This window comes from Arthrobacter sp. B1I2 (assembly GCF_030816485.1).
Lineage (GTDB): Bacteria > Actinomycetota > Actinomycetes > Actinomycetales > Micrococcaceae > Arthrobacter.
In genome coordinates, this window is sequence record NZ_JAUSYC010000001.1 from 2,172,556 (window position 1) to 2,190,421 (window position 17,866).

The 17,866-nt window shown below is 68.0% G+C and carries 15 protein-coding genes; 7 read left to right on the forward strand and 8 right to left on the reverse strand.

The annotated features are described in order from the left end of the window. Positions 1-8 precede the first annotated feature (8 nt). Positions 9-1,271, forward strand: coding sequence for a uroporphyrinogen-III C-methyltransferase (cobA, locus tag QFZ57_RS10115; protein ID WP_306899969.1), 1,263 nt, complete (start codon positions 9-11; stop codon positions 1,269-1,271). Between the two features lie 35 nt (positions 1,272-1,306). After that, a complete protein-coding gene (locus tag QFZ57_RS10120; protein WP_306899972.1) occupies positions 1,307-2,773 on the forward strand; it encodes an FAD-dependent oxidoreductase in 1,467 nt (488 codons plus the stop codon). A gap of 75 nt (positions 2,774-2,848) precedes the next feature. Here QFZ57_RS10120 and QFZ57_RS10125 read toward each other — a convergent pair whose 3' ends face one another. From QFZ57_RS10125 to QFZ57_RS10135, 3 genes are read right to left on the reverse strand one after another with little or no spacing between them, the layout of a single operon-like run. Beyond that, the gene (locus tag QFZ57_RS10125; protein ID WP_306899973.1) at positions 2,849-4,075 is read right to left on the reverse strand and encodes an SRPBCC family protein; all 1,227 of its coding nucleotides are present in this window, start codon (positions 4,073-4,075) and stop codon (positions 2,849-2,851) included. Between the two features lie 28 nt (positions 4,076-4,103). After that, a complete protein-coding gene (locus QFZ57_RS10130; protein ID WP_306630308.1) occupies positions 4,104-4,931 on the reverse strand; it encodes a DUF1206 domain-containing protein in 828 nt (275 codons plus the stop codon). A gap of 3 nt (positions 4,932-4,934) precedes the next feature. Continuing rightward, entirely contained in the window at positions 4,935-5,225 is a 291-nt protein-coding gene (locus QFZ57_RS10135) for a hypothetical protein (RefSeq protein ID WP_142032227.1), read from the reverse strand. A 160-nt stretch (positions 5,226-5,385) separates the two neighbouring features. Between QFZ57_RS10135 and QFZ57_RS10140 the strand changes: the two genes are divergently transcribed. Next, positions 5,386-5,925: a hypothetical protein gene (locus QFZ57_RS10140; protein ID WP_306630309.1), complete on the forward strand. Its 540-nt coding sequence runs from the start codon at positions 5,386-5,388 to the stop codon at positions 5,923-5,925. Positions 5,926-6,028: 103 nt separating this feature from the next. Here the strand turns inward: QFZ57_RS10140 and QFZ57_RS10145 are convergent, their stop codons facing one another. The 3 genes from QFZ57_RS10145 to QFZ57_RS10155 all read right to left on the reverse strand — a co-directional run bounded on the left by QFZ57_RS10145 (position 6,029) and on the right by QFZ57_RS10155 (position 9,433). After that, complete coding sequence (locus QFZ57_RS10145; protein ID WP_306899977.1) at positions 6,029-7,264, reverse strand: AI-2E family transporter; 1,236 nt, start codon at positions 7,262-7,264, stop codon at positions 6,029-6,031. Positions 7,265-7,460: 196 nt separating this feature from the next. Further along, positions 7,461-8,141: a FadR/GntR family transcriptional regulator gene (locus tag QFZ57_RS10150; protein ID WP_306899979.1), complete on the reverse strand. Its 681-nt coding sequence runs from the start codon at positions 8,139-8,141 to the stop codon at positions 7,461-7,463. 5 nt (positions 8,142-8,146) lie between these two features. Continuing rightward, positions 8,147-9,433: an MFS transporter gene (locus tag QFZ57_RS10155; RefSeq protein WP_306899981.1), complete on the reverse strand. Its 1,287-nt coding sequence runs from the start codon at positions 9,431-9,433 to the stop codon at positions 8,147-8,149. A gap of 137 nt (positions 9,434-9,570) precedes the next feature. Here QFZ57_RS10155 and QFZ57_RS10160 point away from each other — a divergent pair, with 137 nt between their 5' ends. Next, positions 9,571-11,172 (forward strand): CYTH and CHAD domain-containing protein, encoded by a 1,602-nt coding sequence (locus tag QFZ57_RS10160; protein ID WP_306899982.1) that lies wholly within the window; start codon positions 9,571-9,573, stop codon positions 11,170-11,172. Between the two features lie 22 nt (positions 11,173-11,194). Here the strand turns inward: QFZ57_RS10160 and QFZ57_RS10165 are convergent, their stop codons facing one another. Continuing rightward, complete coding sequence (locus QFZ57_RS10165; RefSeq protein WP_306899984.1) at positions 11,195-12,631, reverse strand: PucR family transcriptional regulator; 1,437 nt, start codon at positions 12,629-12,631, stop codon at positions 11,195-11,197. A 168-nt stretch (positions 12,632-12,799) separates the two neighbouring features. Here QFZ57_RS10165 and QFZ57_RS10170 point away from each other — a divergent pair, with 168 nt between their 5' ends. Together QFZ57_RS10170 and gabT are read left to right on the forward strand one after the other, a co-directional pair. Next, a complete protein-coding gene (locus tag QFZ57_RS10170; protein WP_306630315.1) occupies positions 12,800-14,230 on the forward strand; it encodes an aminobutyraldehyde dehydrogenase in 1,431 nt (476 codons plus the stop codon). A 55-nt stretch (positions 14,231-14,285) separates the two neighbouring features. Next, on the forward strand, positions 14,286-15,656 hold the full coding sequence (gene gabT / locus QFZ57_RS10175) for a 4-aminobutyrate--2-oxoglutarate transaminase (protein ID WP_306899987.1): 1,371 nt from the start codon (positions 14,286-14,288) through the stop codon (positions 15,654-15,656). Positions 15,657-15,732: 76 nt separating this feature from the next. Here the strand turns inward: gabT and rarD are convergent, their stop codons facing one another. Then, complete coding sequence (gene rarD, locus QFZ57_RS10180; protein WP_306899988.1) at positions 15,733-16,743, reverse strand: EamA family transporter RarD; 1,011 nt, start codon at positions 16,741-16,743, stop codon at positions 15,733-15,735. Between the two features lie 118 nt (positions 16,744-16,861). On the opposite strand from rarD, the gene QFZ57_RS10185 reads away from it, so the two are divergent. Next, positions 16,862-17,857: a DNA topoisomerase IB gene (locus QFZ57_RS10185; RefSeq protein ID WP_306630318.1), complete on the forward strand. Its 996-nt coding sequence runs from the start codon at positions 16,862-16,864 to the stop codon at positions 17,855-17,857. The last annotated feature ends 9 nt before the right edge of the window (positions 17,858-17,866 follow it).

The following is a 17,866-nucleotide window of genomic DNA, read 5'->3' on the forward strand; positions in this document are numbered from 1 at the left end:
GTTGATTCATGGCAATTCAGGACATTTACCCCACGGCGCTGCGGCTGCTCGGCCGCCCGGTGCTGGTGGTGGGCGGCGGCCCCGTGGCTGCCCGCCGCGCCAAGGGACTGCTCGACGCCGGTGCCGTGGTCACCGTCGTGGCCCCGGTTGCCTCACCCGCGCTCCAGGAGATGGCCGACGCCGGCCTCCTCACCTGGGAGGCGCGCACCTACCTTTCAACCGATGTCGACGGCGTCTGGTTCGTCCAGACCGCCACCGGCGACCAGGAGGTGGACGCCCAGGTATCGGCCGACGCCGAGGCGCAGCGGGTTTGGTGCGTCAACGCCTCCAACCATGAGGCTTCTGCCGCCTGGACCCCCGCCGTCGCAGAGGTGGACGACGTCAAGATCGCCGTGAACGCCGGGGGAGACCCGCGCCGCGCCATGGCCGTCCGGGACGCAGTGGCCACCGCCCTCGAAACCGGCGACCTTCCATTGCGCCGGCGCCGCGCGCACCAGGGCTCAGTTGCCCTGGTTGGCGGCGGCCCCGGCGACACCGGCCTCATCACGGTCCGCGGCCGGCGGCTCCTGGGCCAGGCCGACGTCGTCGTCGCCGACCGGCTTGGCCCCCGCGAACTCCTCAACGAACTCGCCCCGGACGTCCGCATCATCGAAGTGGGCAAGACCCCCGGCCACCACCCCGTCCCGCAGGCGGAGATCAACCGCATCCTCGTCCGGGAAGCCCTGCACGGCCACCGCGTGGTCCGGCTCAAGGGCGGCGACCCGTACGTGCTGGGCCGCGGCGGCGAGGAAGCCGAATACTGCCGGCAGCACGGGGTTGAGGTCGAGGTCGTTTCCGGCGTCACGTCGGCCATCTCCGTCCCCGCAGCGGCCGGCATTCCCGTCACCCACCGCGGCCTGGCCAAGGGCTTCAGCGTGGTCACCGGCCACGAGGAACTTTCCGAAGTTCCCGCCCGCCCGGACCACACGATCGTCCTGCTCATGGGCGTCGGCCAGCTGCGCGAATCCGCGTCCGCGCTGGGCGAAGCCGGCCTGCCGCAGGACACCCCTGTTGGTATCGTGGAAAACGGCTATTTGCCGGACCAGCGCGTCACGATTGGCACGCTCGGTTCCATCGCCGACCAGGCCCAGGCGGCCGGCGTCGCAAATCCTGCCGTGATTGTCATCGGTGACGTGGTGCGCGTAAGCCCCTTCGCGCCGTCGCACTTCAAAACCGCTGACTACAGCACCACCAGCCCGAACAGCCCCCGCAAGACCGTCCTCACCCCCTAGTCCGCACACCGGAACGAAGATAAAGGAACACAGCCGTGTCATCCAGCACCACCGTAGGATCTGCTGCTCGTCCGCTGCGCGTCGCCGTCGTGGGCTCCGGCCCGGCCGGCGTCTACGCCGCCGACATCCTCACCAAGAGCGAAGCCGTCAAGAGCGGCGAGCTGACCGTCAGCATCGACCTCTTTGACCGCTACCCGGCACCCTACGGCCTGATCCGCTACGGCGTGGCCCCGGACCACCCCCGCATCAAGGGCATCGTGAACGCCCTGCACAAGGTGCTGGACCGCGGCGACATCCGCTTCTTCGGCAACGTGGACTACGGCACGGACCTGACCATCGAGGACCTCCGCACCCACTACGACGCCGTCATCTTCGCCACCGGCGCCATCAAGGACGCGGACCTGAACATCCCCGGCATCGAGCTGGAGGGCTCGTTCGGCGGCGCCGACTTCGTGTCCTGGTACGACGGGCACCCGGACGTCCCGCGCGAATGGCCGCTGGAGGCCAAGGAAATCGCCGTCATCGGCAACGGCAACGTGGCCCTCGACGTGGCCCGCGTCCTGTCCAAGCACGCCGACGATCTCCTCGGCACCGAGATCCCGGACAACGTCTACGCCGGACTGAAGGCCTCGCCCGTCACCGACGTGCACGTCTTCGGCCGCCGCGGCCCCGCACAGGTCAAGTTCACCCCGCTGGAGCTGCGCGAACTGTCCCACTCCAAGGACGTTGACATCATCCTGTACCCGGAGGACTTCGAGTTCGACGAGGAATCGGACCGCCAGATCCAGACCAACAACCAGACCAAGACCATGGTGGGCACGCTCACCAACTGGATCGCCGAGCAGCCCGAGGACCTCTCCGAGCTCAAGGCCTCCCGCCGCCTGCACCTGCACTTCCTGCACAGCCCGGTGGAGATCTATGACGACGCCGGGACCCCGGGCAAGGTGGCCGGCATCAAGTTCGAGCGCACCGAGCTGGACGGCACCGGCAACGCCATCGGCACCGGCGAGTACGTGGATTACCCGGTCCAGGCCGTGTACCGCGCCATCGGCTACTTCGGCTCCGCCCTGCCGGACGTGGAGTTCGACCACAAGAGGGGCGTCGTGACGAACGACGGCGGCCGCGTCCTTGACGCCTCCGGCACCCATGTGCCGGGCATCTACGCCACCGGCTGGATCAAGCGCGGACCGGTCGGACTGATCGGCCACACCAAGGGCGACGCCCTGGAGACCGTCACCTACCTGCTCGAAGACCGCGAGAACCTTCCCGTCGCTTCGGCACCGGAGGAGAGCGCCGTCGTCGAGCTCCTCGACGCCCGCGGCGTGAAGTTCACCAGCTGGGAAGGCTGGCTGGCCCTGGACTCCCACGAGCTCGCGCTCGGCGCTGCCGCCACCGAGGCGGGCGGTTCGCACGGCATCGAGGTCAAGCGTGAGCGCATCAAGGTGGTGCCGCGCGAGGACATGGTCACCATCTCCCGCGACGGGGTCACCGCCCAGGTCTGAAGCCACGGATAGGGAAGGAACCGCGGGACCATTGGTGCCGCGGTTCCTGCTTTAACGTGCGTTAACCCGTCTGCGCTATTTCCCCGCGCCCCCGATGGCCATCAGCTCCAGGCGCCGCAGCGTCTCCCGGTTCCGGGCCGAAATCAGCGGATCCCGCAGGAATTTCGGCATGAGCTTGCCGGGCCCGCGGATGGCGTCCTCGGCAATGGTCACCAGGCACTGGTTGCCGCGGTCCTCCAGCTTTACCTCCACCTTGGCCTCGCCCATCGGCCAGCCGCGGGCAACGAGTTCCAGTGAGCGCCCGGGCTCGACGGCGGTCACGCGGGTGCTGTCGTCAATCACGAACGGCCAGGCGCCCACGGAGTGGTGGAGTTGGGCTCCCGTTTGGGGCCATTCGGCATCCACGTCCCTGATCCGGGACGCGCCCACCACCCAGCCGGAGTACAGCCAGCCGTCGGCAACGACCCGCCAGACGTCGGCCGCGGGGGACTTGAACAGCTGCGAGACGGTGGACATGGAGTTCCTTCCGGTTTCGGTGGTGCTTTCCTGGCGCCTGGCGGCGGCTTTCGATGGACGTGCGGCTTTCGTTGGGCGTCCGACGGCGGGAGGTGCCGGACGGCGTGCGGCTTGGTAGGACGGCTTCCGCAGGCGCCGGGTCCACCCGTAGGTTTGGGCGCCGGGCGGCTGGTTCTCGAGCGGATCGAAACGCAGCGGGATATCCGCGGGATTGGCGCCGGCCTGAAGCCGCAGTTCACCGCACTCCCGCCACGGTCCGCCCGGGCTGGCCCAGTACAGAGCCAGCACCCACTCCCCGGAGGCCAGCGAACCCGGGAGCAAGCTCCGCGTCCGCAGCCCCAACAGCACCGGGCCGCGCCGGCCGCGGTAGGGCATGAGTGTTGTCATGGTGGCTCCTGCGACATCCAGCCGCGGCATCAGCAGGAACCGGCCGGGCAGTCTCCAGCCGGTGGAGGCAAACAGGACATCTGCCGGGTTGGATCCAGGGGCCGCAGCAGCGGATGTCGTAACCCGGAGGGCCAGGCCCAGGATGTCCGGCAGCGCCTGCGGCAGCCCCACGGAACGGGAAAAGCGGGCCACAAGCTGGTCAGTGCCGGGGGAATCGAGCCAGTCGATCCCACTGGGTTCGGCCGGGTTGCCGGTCCTGCTGAGCTCTCCGGCCAGTCCCAGGCCCTGGGGATGGATCGGCCGGTCGGGACGGGCAAGTTTCAGGAGCCGGAAGAGGGCAGCAAAGGCCTGCCCGGCACTCCCTGTGACGGCGGAATCTACGCGCAACTGCTGGGTCATACTTCCTTCCTACCCACAAACGGGAGGACTACATGCGCCCGAACCGGGCCCGGATCAGCGCGAAGATCCCGTAAGCGATGAAGCCTGCGCCGATCGCCACCAGCAGGGTGGGCCCGAAGGGGTGGTCCTGCAGTGCCTTGAGGCTGCCGTCCAGCCCGGTCGACTCCTCGGGCCGGTGCTTGGCGGCGGCGATCACGAACAACAGGCCGGTGAGGTCCAGTGCTATCCCTTTGGCCACGTGGCCGGTGACGCCCAGGGTGTCGATCAGCCTGCCGCGCCGGGTGCCATCGAAATGGAACAGCTCCTCCTTGAAGCCGCGCCGGAACCCTTTGACCATGAAGTAGATGCCGATGCCCAGGATGGTCAGGCCGAGGGCAACCAGGACCCAGGGTCCCAGCGGATGGGCCATCAGGCTGGCACTGAAGTCGCGGGTGTTGTCCCCTGAGTCGCTGCGCTGCCCCAAGGCAAAGCCCGCAAAGGTGGCACCTACACTGCCGTAGGCGATGGCCAGGAACCCTGAGGAGACCAGTTTGGCCAGCCGTTCCTTGTGGGGGAGGCTGCGGGCGCGCAGCGTCGCTTCGCTGGCCTGCCACAAAGCAAGGCCCAAACACGCCGCGACAGAGGCCCACATGACAACCGTTCCCCACGGGTTGTCCGCCAGTTGGGCGATGGCTCCGGTGGGTTCGGCGTCGCCCGGATGACCGAAGGCGATGGCAATTGCGATGGCCCCAATGATGACGTGGAGCAGTGCCATGACGGCAAATCCAGTGCGGGCCAGGACGTCCAGGGCCTTGTGGTTGGACGCTTCCTCGACAGCGTCCGCTGCCTGGCTGAGGGTGGAATCGCCGTCGGACATGGTTCAGCCGTTCATGGGCCCTTCGGCCCGCAGCTTCTCTGCGCCCGGCCCCTCGACGTGAACGGTGCAGCGGACCACCAGCTGGCCGGGGGCGTTATCCAGCTCCACCAGGGAATCGTCCGCGCTGAGGACGGTGAACACTTCGGAGCCCGTTACAGCCTCCACGCCCTTGGCTTTCGCGGTTTCCCGCGCATTCCTGAGCGCCTCGCGCTGCAGGCCGTCCACGTAGCCGCCGTCACTTTCACGGGCGGGGTCCCCGAAGGCCCAGCCGAACAATGTTCCTGTATTTCCCATGGCGACGATATTACGCGGTTGCCCCGGTCCGGGACGGGCTTTCGTAATATTAGTAAGTGTGCTTACCATGGGCGGACCATACCTCGATGGGACACGGCAAGTGAAGTCCGCAGCACAGCGGCAATCTGGAAACCAGTTCACAACGTTAGGAATGCACATCATGGCAGGAAATCTCATTGCCCGTTCAGTTCACGACCTGACGGCAGCAGCATGGTTTGGCGGTTCCCTGATGGGCGCCATCGGGCTCAACGGCGCAGCGGCCCAGGCCAAGGACCCCGCGGAGCGCACCCGGCTTTCCAGTGCAGGCTGGATGAAGTGGGCTCCGTTCCAGACTGCGGCCTTTGCCTCCCACCTGGTGGCCGATCTCGCCATTGCCTGGGAGAACAAGGGCCGCATCGCCAAGCAGGAGGGCGTGGCCCGCGACACCGTCATCAAGACTGCCGTGACCGTGGTGGGCGCTGCGGTGACACTGTACTCGGGCATCGTGGGCAAGAAAGTGGAAAAGCTCGCCGGTGAAGGCGCCGAAGGCGCAACGGAGCCGCACGGCGCGGCCTCGGACGAACTGAAGGCGGCCCAGCAGCAGCTCAAGCTCCTGCAGTGGGCCGTCCCCGGCTTCGCAGCCCTGGTGATCATCCTCGGCGCCAAGCACGGCGAGATGCAGCGCCCCAAGAACGTCTTTGCGGGCCTGCGCGAAAAGTAACCCCGCGCGGCGAGTAGCCCACAAAAGCCGTACGACGGCGGCCCGGCACCAAAGTGCCGGGCCGCCGTCGCGTCTCGCGGGCTTTCGCCCTGCGCAAACTTGGCTAGACGGGCTGGGTGTTGGGTGGGGGCAGGTCCGGGTTCATGTCCTTCAGGTTCGGGTCCTCTGCGGTCCAAACCTGGATGATGGCCCATGCCACCGCAGCCAGCGGCACGGACAGCACGGCGCCCACGATTCCGGCCAGGATGGTGCCGGCGGTCAGCGCCATCAGGATCACCAGGGCGTGGAGCTGCAGCGACTTGCCCATGACGATCGGCTGCAGGAGGTCACCCTCCAGCTGGTTGACCGCGACGACGACGGCCACCACGATCAGCGCCACCACCGGGCCGTTGGCCACCAGGGCCACCAGGGCCGCGAGGATCCCGGCGAGCGTTGCACCGACCAGCGGGATGAATGCGGTGATGAAGACGACGATGGCGAGCGGGATGGCCAGCGGCACCTGCATGATCAGCAGCGCCGCGCCGATGGCCACAGTATCCACCAGGGCCACGATCGCGGTACCCCGGACATAGCCGCCCAGGACCTCAAGGGTGCGGCTGCCCACCCGGCGCAGTTTCGCTTCGCGCTGGCCGGAGAAGGGGCGGAGGAAGAAGTTCCAGATCTTGGCGCCGTCCTTGAGGAAGAAGAACAGGATGACCACCATGAGGCTGGCCCCCGCGATGAATTCCGTCACCATGGACAGTCCCGTTACGGCGCCGGAGCGCACCTGGCTGCTGGTGGCGAACTGCACCACGGCTTCCCGCGCCTGGTCAAGCTGCCCCTGCTCAATGGGGATGGGCCCGGTCAGGAGGAATTTCTCCAGCTCATCAAGGCCGGATGAAGCCTGGGCTGCCAGCTCGGCCCACTGGTTCCGGACTGAAAAGTAGATCACGGTGGAGACGCCGGCCAGAATCACCAGCAGCGCCACGAATGCGATGGCGGTGGCCAGTCCGCCGCGTATCCCCCGCCGGCGGAGCATGTTCACGAACGGACCAATGGCCGCCGCCAGGATCAGTGCTATCAGCATCGGAATGACCAGCAGCTTGATCTGCATCAGGGCAAAGACGGACACGGCGGCGACTGTCAGGATCAGCAGGACCTGGGCGGCCCTGCTGCCCACCCTGCCCAGCCCGTCAGCCCAAACGGCCCCCGCCCCTTTGGGCGCCGGTGCTGCCGCTGGCGTGCTGGATCGCGGCAACACGGTCTTGCCGGGTCCGGCCACGCCATCGCCGTCATCCCGGGACTCCTGCGGCGGCCAGCCGGCCCGCTGTTCTTCGGTAGAGCGTGCTGGTTTGGCCATGGGAACTCCTCAATCATTGCCGGTGCCTGTCGGGCGCCGGCAGGCACTGATACATCGGTCAGATAGTAAGCCTACTGATTGATTTCGCCAGGGGTAACCGGCGGGCCCGCCCACCCATGGAGTTTTTGGACAGATACCGCGACCTCCGCGGCGCTCAAGCCGTGATATCTGTCCAAAAACTCCACGGGGAGGGGGGCTACTCCGCCAGCCACTCCGGGCAGGAGTTCAAATTCCGGTTCACGGTGGCCACGGCGGCATCCTCGTCACGGCGCTCAATGGCTTCGAGCAGGGTTTCATGGCCGTCCCGGGGGAGTCCGTTGAAGCCCGGCCGGCGCTGCTGCTTGAGGAGATCCTGGTGGAACACCGTCCCAAAGCTGGCGTAGAGCTCATGCAGCAGCGGATTGCCGGAGGCATTTGCGATGCCCAAGTGGAAACGCCAGTCGGCGTCCGCCCAGGCCTCGAAGTCCCCGTTCCTCCAGGCCTGGTCCCGGGCGGTGAGGAGCCCACGCAGGGAGGCGGCGTCGTCGTCCGTTGCATTCCTGGCCGCCAGCCGGGCAGCCTGCGTGTCCAGGGCCAGCCGGACCTCCAGGATGTGCTGCTCCGTGTGGTCCTGGTACATCCGGCGGGCGGCGCCGGACATCTCGCTCGTGGCGCGGACGTAGGTGCCGTCCCCGCGCCGCACCTCCAGCATGCCGCCGTGCGCAAGGGCCTTGACCGCTTCGCGCAGGGTCCCGCGGGAAACGCCCAGGCGGGCCATGAGTTCGGGCTCGGGCGGGATGCGCTGGTTCAGGGCCCATTCGCCGGAGTGGACCATGTTCCGCAGCTTGGCCGTGACTTCGGCGGCGAGCGGCGTGCGGACTGAAGGGCTCAGGGACATGGGTGTTAGTTCCTTCCCGTTGCGGCGGTTCCGGGCATGGCGCGGCCGGTGATCAGGTGGGACACCACGATCTGGACCAGGGCCAGTGCCAGCAGCAGCACCAGCGGCACGGTCCAGCCGCCGGTGGCGCTGTGCAGCAGGCCCATGCCAAACGGACCCGCCGTTGCCAGCAGGTAACCCGAGGACTGGGCCAGCGTGGACAGTGCAGTGGTTTCGGCGGTGCTGGTGCCGCTGCGGCTGATCATGACCATTACCAGGGGGAAGATGCCCAGGCCAAAACCCAGCAGGACGGCGGGAATGACCGCCAGGCCCACGGGCAGGAACAGCAGCGCCAGGATCCCCACGGCCATGGTGATGCTCACCAGGTAGAACGCCGGGCGCAGCATCCGCGGACGGGAACCGACGGCAATCAGCACCATGCCCGCGGGGACGGAGACCAGCTGCATGAGCCCGAACATCAGCCCGCTGTCCGAGGCGCTCAGGCCCATGGTGGTGAGCATGTACGGGAACCAGCTCAGGAGGGCATAGGCGAGCAGTGCCTGCAGCGTGAAGATGGCGGTGAGGAGCTGGCCCTTGCGCGTCCGCAGCAGCGGCCAAGGGGACACGTGGCCGGCCGTGCTCCGGACTGTGTGTCGGTGGGCGTGCAGTGCCACGGGAAGGAAGCCCAGGAAGGCCAGCACTGCGGTGATCCCCACGGCACCGACGGCGGCGGACGGGGACCCGAGTGCCTGGGCCAGCGGCACCACCGCGACCGCAGTGACGGTGGCCCCGGTGGTCATGGTGACCGTGTAGACGGCGGTCATGAGCGAGGTGCGGGATGCGAAGTGCTCGCGGATGAAGGATGGCATGGCCACATTGCAGATCGCCAGCCCGGACATGCCGACCACGCTGCCGGCCACGAGCATGCCGGTGGAAGGGATGCCGCGGAGCAGCAGCCCGCCGGCCAGGAGGGCCAGTGACAGCAGGATCGCTTTCTCCACGCCCACCTTGCCGCTGAGCCAGGAGGTGGCGGCGCCCGCCACGGCGAAACACAGCGTGGGGATGGACGGGATGATGGCCGCCACCAGGGTCCCGTAGCCCAGCACGGCCTGCAGGTCGTGCAGCAGGGCGGACGCTCCGGTGATGCCCGCCCGCAGGTTCAGTCCGATCAGCACCAGCGCAATGACACCGAACACGACGGCGGAGCGCGGCTTGGCAGGAGCCGTCCCGGTTGCCCGGGCGGTGGGGGCTGCGGTGGCTGCGGTGGTTGCCGGGGCGGCAACGGGCGCGGAAGCGGGGGGAGTGGCGGGCATACTCTCCACTGTAAAGGTTAGACGTTTGATGTTTGCCGTTCTGTGGCCAACCTCTCCGCGCCGGCAGCCCCTGCAATAGACTGCCAAAGGGACTGTCGGAGGGCCTGGTGCAGACCAGGTGGTGCGGAAGGACGGCTGTGGAAGCTTCCCGGGGACTTGAAATTGAGAAGAAGTACGACGTCGACGCCGGCGCCGTCGTGCCCGCCCTCGAGCATGCTGCCGGGGTGGCCCGTACGGGCAAGCCCCATACCGACCTCCTGGAGGCGGTGTATTTCGACACCCCCGACCATGCCCTCGCCGCGCGCCGCATCACACTCCGCCGCCGCACGGGCGGGAAGGACGCCGGCTGGCACCTGAAGCTGCCGCCACAGGCTGCCGTTTCGGGTGAAGGCCCGCAGCAGCGGACGGAGCTGCATGCACCCCTCGGCCGCCCCGACGCCGTCCCGGACACCCTGCTCAACCACCTTCACGCCTACCTCAGGGGTGCCGTCCCGGTGCCGGTGGTCCGCCTGGAAACCCGGCGCACCACATACCCCTTGTACGGGGACGACGGCGTGCACCTCGCCGACCTCGCCGACGACCAGGTCACCGCCGAAAGGCTGGAGGACGGGGATAAACCCAGTCAGCAGTGGCGTGAGTGGGAGCTGGAACTGGTGCACGGCGCCCCCAGCCTCTTTGGGCCGGTGGAGGAACTGCTCGCCACTGCCGGTGCCCGGCCAGCCGGGCACGCCTCCAAACTGGCGCGCGCACTGGGCGATGACAAAAGAGCTGGCAAGGCGGCCCGGAAGCGCGCCCCGGCCGGCGGTGAAGCCGGCGGCCCTGCCGCCGCTCAAAGCGCCCCCGCGCTCCTGGCCGGCAAACGCGCCCCGGCTGCCGCCGTCGTCACCGTCTATGTCAGCGGGCAGATCGAGCAGATCCTCGCCAAAGACGCCGCTGTCCGGGGAGAGGAACCCGAGGCAGTACACGCCATGCGCTCAGCAGCCCGCCGGATCCGTTCGATCCTGGGTGCTTACGGCAGGCTTTACCGGGCATCACCGGTGCGCAAGCTGCGGGCCGAGCTGAAGTGGCTGGGACAGCTGCTGGGCCAGCCGCGTGACGCCGAAGTCCTGCGGGTGCAGCTCCGCGGACAGCTGGCCGCACTGCCGCCCGGGGAAGGCGTTGCGGGGGCAACAACGCAGCTGGAACAGCGCACGGGCAGCGATTACGACGCCGCCTACCGGCTCCTGCAGGAAGCCCTGCTAACTGACCGCTACTTCCGGCTCCTGGACAAACTCGAGGATTTCCGCGACAACCCGCCGGTGCGCGCCCAGGCGGTGAGGTCCGGGCGGCGGGCGGCGGCGAAGGCCGTGGACAAAGCCGCCAAACGGCTGCGGCGCTCGCGCAAGGCTGCCAAGCGCGCGCGGCGCGGCAGGGAGCAGGAGCTTGCCCTCCACCGGGTGCGCAAGGACGCCAAGCGGCTGCGCCATGTGGCTGAATCAGCGGCGCTGGTGCACGGCAAGCGCGCCGGCAAGGTGGCCAAGGCGGCACGCCGGCAGCAAAAGATCCTGGGCCTGTTCCAGGACGCCGCGGTGGCCCGCGACCTGCTGGCCGCCGTTGCCGGTGATGGCACCGACATGGCCACCGCGGGCATCTATGCGCAGCTGCTCAACCAGCAGGAGGAACGCATGCTGGCGGCCCAGGCCGACTTCCGGAAGGCATGGAAGAAATCGCGCGACCTGCTGGGCCACGGCGTCATCTGAGCCCGGCGGCCGGAAGTTCCGCCTACTTGCCCTGCCGCGCCGACAGGCGGGCAACGGCCAGGGCGAGCCACAGCTGCACCCGGTCGGCGGTCACGGCGGGGTCGTACCCGGTCAGTTCGGTGATCTGGGCCAGCCGGTACCGCACGGTGTTGCGGTGCAGAGTGAGTTCTTCCGCCACCGCGGCCACCGAGCCGTTGTTGTTCAGGTAGCTCTCCAGCGTGGCCATCAGCTCGGAGCCGTGCGCGGCATCGAAGGACCTCAGCGGGTTCAGTGACTCATGCGCCATATCCGCCAGCGGCACATCCTCGCTGGCCAGCAGCAGCGAGGTCAGGCTGAGCCGCTCCGGTTCGTTGACGGGCAGGCCGTGGCCGGCGGCGTCCCGCGCCTCGAAGTAGCTCCAGCGGAGGCCGTTCGGCTTGGTGTACGCGCCTCCGATGCCGATCGTGGCGTGGATCCCGGCTTCGGCGAGGTGGTCGCTCAACTTCCGTGCCAGTGCAGGCGCGGTCCCGCCGTCGTCATTGAGCACCAGCACCAGGTCCTTGCCCACGACGGCGGCAACGGCCTTCTCCAGTTCCTGCGGCACGGAGGTGCTTCCCAGTGCCTTGCCGTGGGCTGCCGAGACGGCCAGCAGCACCACGTTCTTGCGGGTGCTGTTCACGCCCACCCCGGCCAGGCGGCGCTGCGCCTCGCTGGTCTCCAGCGCACCGTGGATCACGTCCTCCAGCACCTGGCCGCACAGGGCGCGCTGGGCCTGCCGCTGCTTGACCATGTTGTTCAGCTCCACGCTGATCAGGTTCTGCGCATAACCGATGATGCCCGTGTCCTCGAACGGCTGGCGCACCCACAGCGTGCAGGCATCGCGCCGCCCTGTGGGCACGGGGTAACTGGACCAGGCGTCCGCCGAGGGGCTGGCCTTGCTGCTGTTGTACAGCTGCGCCGTGAACTGGGTGAGGGCAATGTCCGTGCGCAGCATGCCGCCCAGGTTCTTCAGCAGCTCGGCCAGCCCGCCGCCGGTCAGCAGCGCCCGGGCCAGCACCTGGTGCCCGGCGATCAGCCGTTCCAGCTTGGCGTAGTGGTCCGCCGACTGGGCATCGGCCACCAGCTTGGTGATGGCGATGAACGGGGTCTCGTACGGCACTTCCACCACCGGCAGGCCCCAGCGGTTGGCCTCCGCCAGGAGTGCCGGCGGCACCGCCTCATGGGACAGGCCCACGCCGAATCCGATGCCCACGGCCCCGGCCCGCTGCGCCTGGCGGACAAAACGGCGCTGCTCAGGGGCGGAACGCAGCCGCAGGCCGGTGGTGAGGACCAGCTCCCCGCCGTTGAGGAACCGCTGCGGATCCTCCAGTTCCGTGACGGCGACCCAGTTGATGTCCTGGTTCCAGGTAGTCTCGGCCACGCCCGCCTTGGACAGCTTCAGGGAGGACACGCCCACCAGGGCAGCAAGGGAAATGGCCATGAAGCAAGGATAAACGTGAGCTGGGCAACCGCACTAAACCTCTTTGAGAAGGGTGTGCAGGTGGCTATTCACCCCGCTTGGGTGCTGGCATAGGCTCAAGGCAGTTCCATCCATCCGTCCTGGTTTCCGCCCGGCCGCCGATGGCCCTTACGAAAGAGGTTGCACACCGTGGTCCAAACCTTGCAGAACTTCATCAACGGGAAGTTCGTCACCCCCGCCGGCACCACCCTGCTCGACGTGGTCAACCCCACCAACGGCGAAGTGGTGGCGCAGGCCCCCGTCTCGGTGCAGGCGGACGTCGATGCCGCCATGGCGGCAGCCAAGGACGCCTTCAGGACCTGGAAGCATGTCACCCCGGGCCAGCGGCAGCTGATGCTGCTCAAGCTCGCCGACGCCATCGAGGCCAACAGCGACGAACTCGTCGAAGCCCAGCACCGCAACACTGGCCAGGTCCGCTCGCTGATCGCCTCGGAGGAAGTGGCGGCCGGCGCCGACCAGCTCCGCTTCTTCGCCGGGGCCGCCCGCATCCTGGAAGGCAAGTCCGCCGGCGAGTACTTCGAGGGGCACACCTCCTACGTCCGCCGCGAACCCATCGGGGTGGTGGCCCAGGTGGCCCCCTGGAACTACCCGTTCCTGATGGCTATCTGGAAGATCGGTCCCGCGCTTGCCGCCGGCAACACAGTGGTCCTGAAGCCGTCGGACACCACCCCCGAATCCACGCTGGTCCTGGCCCGCCTTGCCGGCGACATCTTCCCGGCCGGCGTGCTGAACGTGGTGCTCGGCACCGGCGAGACCGGCGCCATGATGGTGGAGCACAAGGTCCCCGGCCTGGTGTCCATCACCGGCTCGGTCCGCGCCGGCATCGCTGTTGCCTCCGGTGCCGCCAAGGGCCTCAAGCGCGCCCACCTGGAGCTGGGCGGCAAGGCCCCGGCAATCGTGTTCAAGGACGCCGACATCAAGAAGAGCGCCGCGGCCATCGCCGAGTTCGCCTTCTTCAACGCCGGCCAGGACTGCACCGCTATCACCCGCGTGCTGGTGGAGGACTCCGTGCACGACGACGTCGTGGCCGCCATGGTGGAGCACACCAGGACCCTGCACACCGGCTCGCAGAACGACGAAGACAACTACTTCGGCCCGCTGAACAACGTGAACCACTTCAACGCCGTCACTTCCGTGGTGGAGAACCTGCCGGCCAACTGCCGGATCGAAACCGGCGGCCACCGCGCAGGGGAAAAGGGCTTCTTCTTCGAACCCACCATCATCACCGGCGCGAAGCAGACCGACGACGTGGTGCAGAAGGAAACGTTCGGCCCCGTCATCACGGTGCAGAAGTTCAGCACCGAAGAAGAAGCCGTGGCCCTGGCCAACGACGTGGACTACGCCCTGGCTTCGAGCGTCTGGACCACCAACCACGGCACCGCCATGCGGCTGAGCCGTGACCTGGACTTCGGCGCCGTCTGGATCAACACCCACATCCTGCTCACCGCTGAAATGCCGCACGGCGGATTCAAGCAGTCCGGCTACGGCAAGGACCTCTCCATGTACGGCGTGGAGGACTACACGCGCATCAAGCACGTGATGAGTGCGCTGGATGCCTGACATTTCCCCGCTGGTTGAGCCTGCCGAAACCCTGGAATCGTAGAAAGAAAGAACCATGACCACCACCGCATCAGACATCACCTTCCGCCTGGAGCAGAAGCGCAACATCCACGCCGACTTCCCCGGCCCCAAGTCCGTGGCACTGACCGAACGCCGCAAGTCCGTGGTGGCTGCCGGCGTCGCCTCCAGCGTCCCGGTCTACGTTGCAGACGCCGATGGCGGCATCATCCATGACGTCGACGGCAACTCCTTCATCGACCTGGGCTCGGGCATCGCCGTGACCAGCGTGGGAGCGTCCGATCCCGCCGTCGTCGGGGCCGTCAAGGAAGCCGTGGAGCACTTCACCCACACCTGCTTCATGGTCACCCCCTACGAAGGCTACGTGGCGGTCGCCGAGCAGCTGAACCGCCTGACCCCGGGCGACCACGAAAAGCGCAGCGTCCTGTTCAACTCCGGCGCGGAAGCCGTGGAGAACGCCGTCAAGGTGGCCCGCCTGGCAACCGGCCGGGACGCCGTCGTCGCCTTTGATCACGCCTACCACGGCCGCACCAACCTGACCATGGCGCTGACCGCCAAGGCCATGCCGTACAAGACCAACTTCGGCCCGTTCGCGCCCGAGGTCTACCGGATGCCCATGAGCTACCCGTACCGGGAGGAAAACCCCTCCATCACGGGTGCCGAGGCCGCCAAGCGTGCCATCACCATGATCGAAAAGCAGATCGGCGGCGACCAGGTCGCCGCGATCATCATCGAGCCCATCCAGGGCGAGGGCGGCTTCATCGTCCCGGCCGAAGGCTTCCTGCCCGAGCTGGCCGCCTGGGCCAAGGAGAAGGGCATCGTCTTCATCGCGGACGAGGTCCAGTCCGGCTTCTGCCGCACCGGCGAATGGTTCGCCGTCAACCACGAAGGTGTTGTGCCGGACATCATCACCATGGCCAAGGGCATCGCCGGCGGCATGCCGCTGTCCGCCATCACCGGCCGCGCCGATCTGCTGGACGCCGTGCACCCGGGCGGCCTGGGCGGAACCTACGGCGGCAACCCGGTGGCCTGCGCCGCCGCGCTGGCCTCCATCGGATCCATGGAGGAGCACGACCTGAACGGCCGTGCCCGCCACATCGAGGAACTCGCGCTGGGCCGGCTGCGTGACCTGCAGGCCGAACTCGCCGGTGCCGGTACCGCCGTGATCGGCGACGTCCGCGGCCGCGGTGCCATGCTCGCCGTCGAACTTGTCCAGGCCGGCTCCAAGGAACCGAACCCGGAACTGACCAAGGCCGTTGCCGCCGTCTGCCTGAAGGAAGGCGTCATCATCCTCACCTGCGGCACCTACGGCAACGTCATCCGCCTGCTGCCCCCGCTGGTCATCACCGACGAGCTGCTGAACGACGGCCTCGAGGTCCTCGCCGCCGCCATCAAGGCCCACGCCTAACCGGAACGACTCCCTCCGGCAACGCAAAGAAGGCGGGCTCCCAGTTGGGAGCCCGCCTTCTTTGTTGGTCGGTGCGTCAGGCGGCCTGGCGGAGCGCAGCCCTGCGGGCCACCGAGTTCCGGCGCGCTGTCCGCAGCATGTCCAGGGTCAGCAGAAGCAGGGCCAGCCACACCACTCCGAACCCGATCCAGCGCGCCATGGTCATGGCCTCCCGGAATACCAGCAGCGCCACCAGGAATTGCAGCATGGGAGCGAAGTACTGCAGCAGCCCGATGGTGGTCATGGGCAGCCGGCGCGCGGAGGCGCCGAAGAAGAGCAGCGGGACGGCGGTGATCACGCCCGAGGCCAGCAGCAGCCAGAAGTGGCCTGCACCCTGGGAGGTCAGCGTGGAACTGCCGCTTGCTGCCAGGACCACCATCGCCACGGCCGCCAGCGGGGCCAGCACCATGGTCTCCACACTGAGGCTGGTGATGGCGTCCACTCTCGATCCCACCCGGTTCTTCACGAAGCCGTACAGCCCGAAGCTGAACGCCAGTGTCAGGGCGATCCAGGGCAGCTTCCCGTAGGAGTAGGTAAGGACGCCCACGGCCACGAAGCCCACGCCAACGGCGGCCCACTGAAGCGGCCGCAGCCTCTCCTTCAGGACGAGCACGCCCAGCAGAACCGAGACGAGCGGGTTGATGAAATAGCCCAGGGACGTTTCCACAGCCTGGCCTGTGGTCACGCCGTAGGTGTAGGTGAGCCAGTTGATGGCGATCAGGAAGGCCGCCAGCGCCAGGGAACCAAAGACCCTTCGGTCCTTCAGGGCCGCCGCCAGCATGCCCCAGGCCCTGGTCACCGTGATCAGGAGGGCGCAAAACAGGAGTGACCACACCACGCGGTTGGCCACGATTTCGACGGCGCCGGCGGGCATCAGGATGAAGAAGTACAGCGGGAGCAGCCCCCACAAGACGTACGCGCCGATGCCGAACAGCATTCCCGCCGTCGTATCCGTGGCGAGTGGTTTGGGACCCGGGGCCGCCGGGGCTGCGGAGTGTGACCCCGCGGAAGAGGTGGCTGCGGGGGCGGCGGGAGTTCCTTCTGGCATGGGCACGATGTCAATAACAGCATCCCCCGGGCGGGTATTCCAGCAGGCGGGCGGAAATCCGGAAAATAATCAGTAGGCTTGCTTTCATGACACGTGGCCGTATCAAGGAGTCCGCCCGATGAGGCTCCGGCGCAGCAACGCCTCGGGCCGCGGCTACCGCAGGGTGGCTGCCGGCAAGGGCTTCAGTTACCGGGACCTGGACGGCTCCACGCTGCCGCCCGGTCCCGTCCGGGACCGGCTGGAAAGCATCGGCATCCCGCCGGCATGGACCGATGTCTGGATTGCACCGTTCGAGAACGGCCATATCCAGGCGACCGGCGTGGACGCTGTGGGCCGACGCCAGTACATTTACCACCCGGAGTGGCGCGAGCGTAAGGACCGGTTGAAGTTCGACCGGTCCCTCCAGTTGGCCGAATCGCTGCCCGCAGCCCGCCGCCGGGTCACGATGGACCTGCGCAGCGAGGGCTTCACCCGCGAGCGGGTCCTGGCGGGGGCGTTCCGGATGCTGGACAGCGGATCCTTGCGCGTGGGCTCCGAACGGTACACCAACGAGAATGGCAGCCGGGGCCTGGCCACCCTGCTCTGCGCCCACGTCCAGGTGCGCAAGGACCGCATCCTGCTGCGCTTCCCGGCCAAGAGCGGCAAGGACTGGGAATCGGAAATCCGCGACCCCGATCTCGCCGTCCTCCTCCGCCTGCTCAAGCGCCGCGGGCCCAACGCCCGGCTCCTGGCCTACAAGGAGGGCAGGACCTGGCGGCCGGTGACGAGCGCAGACATCAACGCCTATGTGAAGGAGCGCACCGGGTCGGACTTCACCGCCAAGGACTTCCGCACCCTCCGCGGAACGGTGGCGGCGGCGGCAAGCCTGGCGCGCACCGGTCCCCAGCGCACGGCGGCCAAACGGAAGCGGGCCATCAGCAGGGCCATGCACGATGCCGCTGAGACGCTGGGAAACACTCCCTCCATTGCCCGCAAGAGCTACGTGGATCCCCGCGTCCTGGACCACTACCACGGCGGCGAAACCATCGATCCGAAGCGCCTGGACTCGTCCGAGGCCGAGCTCCGGGCGCTCCTGTACCGCGAAGGCAAGCTGGTGGCCCTGGCCGCCAACTAGAATGGGGGA

What these genes read in the sequence shown, in the direction of transcription:
- cobA (WP_306899969.1), top strand. Translation starts at nt 9, where the DNA reads ATGGCAATTCAGGACATTTACCCCACGGCGCTGCGGCTGCTCGGCCGC.
- QFZ57_RS10125 (WP_306899973.1), bottom strand. Translation starts at nt 4,075, where the DNA reads ATGACCCAGCAGTTGCGCGTAGATTCCGCCGTCACAGGGAGTGCCGGG.
- QFZ57_RS10130 (WP_306630308.1), bottom strand. Translation starts at nt 4,931, where the DNA reads ATGTCCGACGGCGATTCCACCCTCAGCCAGGCAGCGGACGCTGTCGAG.
- QFZ57_RS10135 (WP_142032227.1), bottom strand. Translation starts at nt 5,225, where the DNA reads ATGGGAAATACAGGAACATTGTTCGGCTGGGCCTTCGGGGACCCCGCC.
- QFZ57_RS10140 (WP_306630309.1), top strand. Translation starts at nt 5,386, where the DNA reads ATGGCAGGAAATCTCATTGCCCGTTCAGTTCACGACCTGACGGCAGCA.
- QFZ57_RS10145 (WP_306899977.1), bottom strand. Translation starts at nt 7,264, where the DNA reads ATGGCCAAACCAGCACGCTCTACCGAAGAACAGCGGGCCGGCTGGCCG.
- QFZ57_RS10150 (WP_306899979.1), bottom strand. Translation starts at nt 8,141, where the DNA reads ATGTCCCTGAGCCCTTCAGTCCGCACGCCGCTCGCCGCCGAAGTCACG.
- QFZ57_RS10155 (WP_306899981.1), bottom strand. Translation starts at nt 9,433, where the DNA reads ATGCCCGCCACTCCCCCCGCTTCCGCGCCCGTTGCCGCCCCGGCAACC.
- QFZ57_RS10165 (WP_306899984.1), bottom strand. Translation starts at nt 12,631, where the DNA reads ATGGCCATTTCCCTTGCTGCCCTGGTGGGCGTGTCCTCCCTGAAGCTG.
- gabT (WP_306899987.1), top strand. Translation starts at nt 14,286, where the DNA reads ATGACCACCACCGCATCAGACATCACCTTCCGCCTGGAGCAGAAGCGC.
- rarD (WP_306899988.1), bottom strand. Translation starts at nt 16,743, where the DNA reads ATGCCAGAAGGAACTCCCGCCGCCCCCGCAGCCACCTCTTCCGCGGGG.
- QFZ57_RS10185 (WP_306630318.1), top strand. Translation starts at nt 16,862, where the DNA reads ATGAGGCTCCGGCGCAGCAACGCCTCGGGCCGCGGCTACCGCAGGGTG.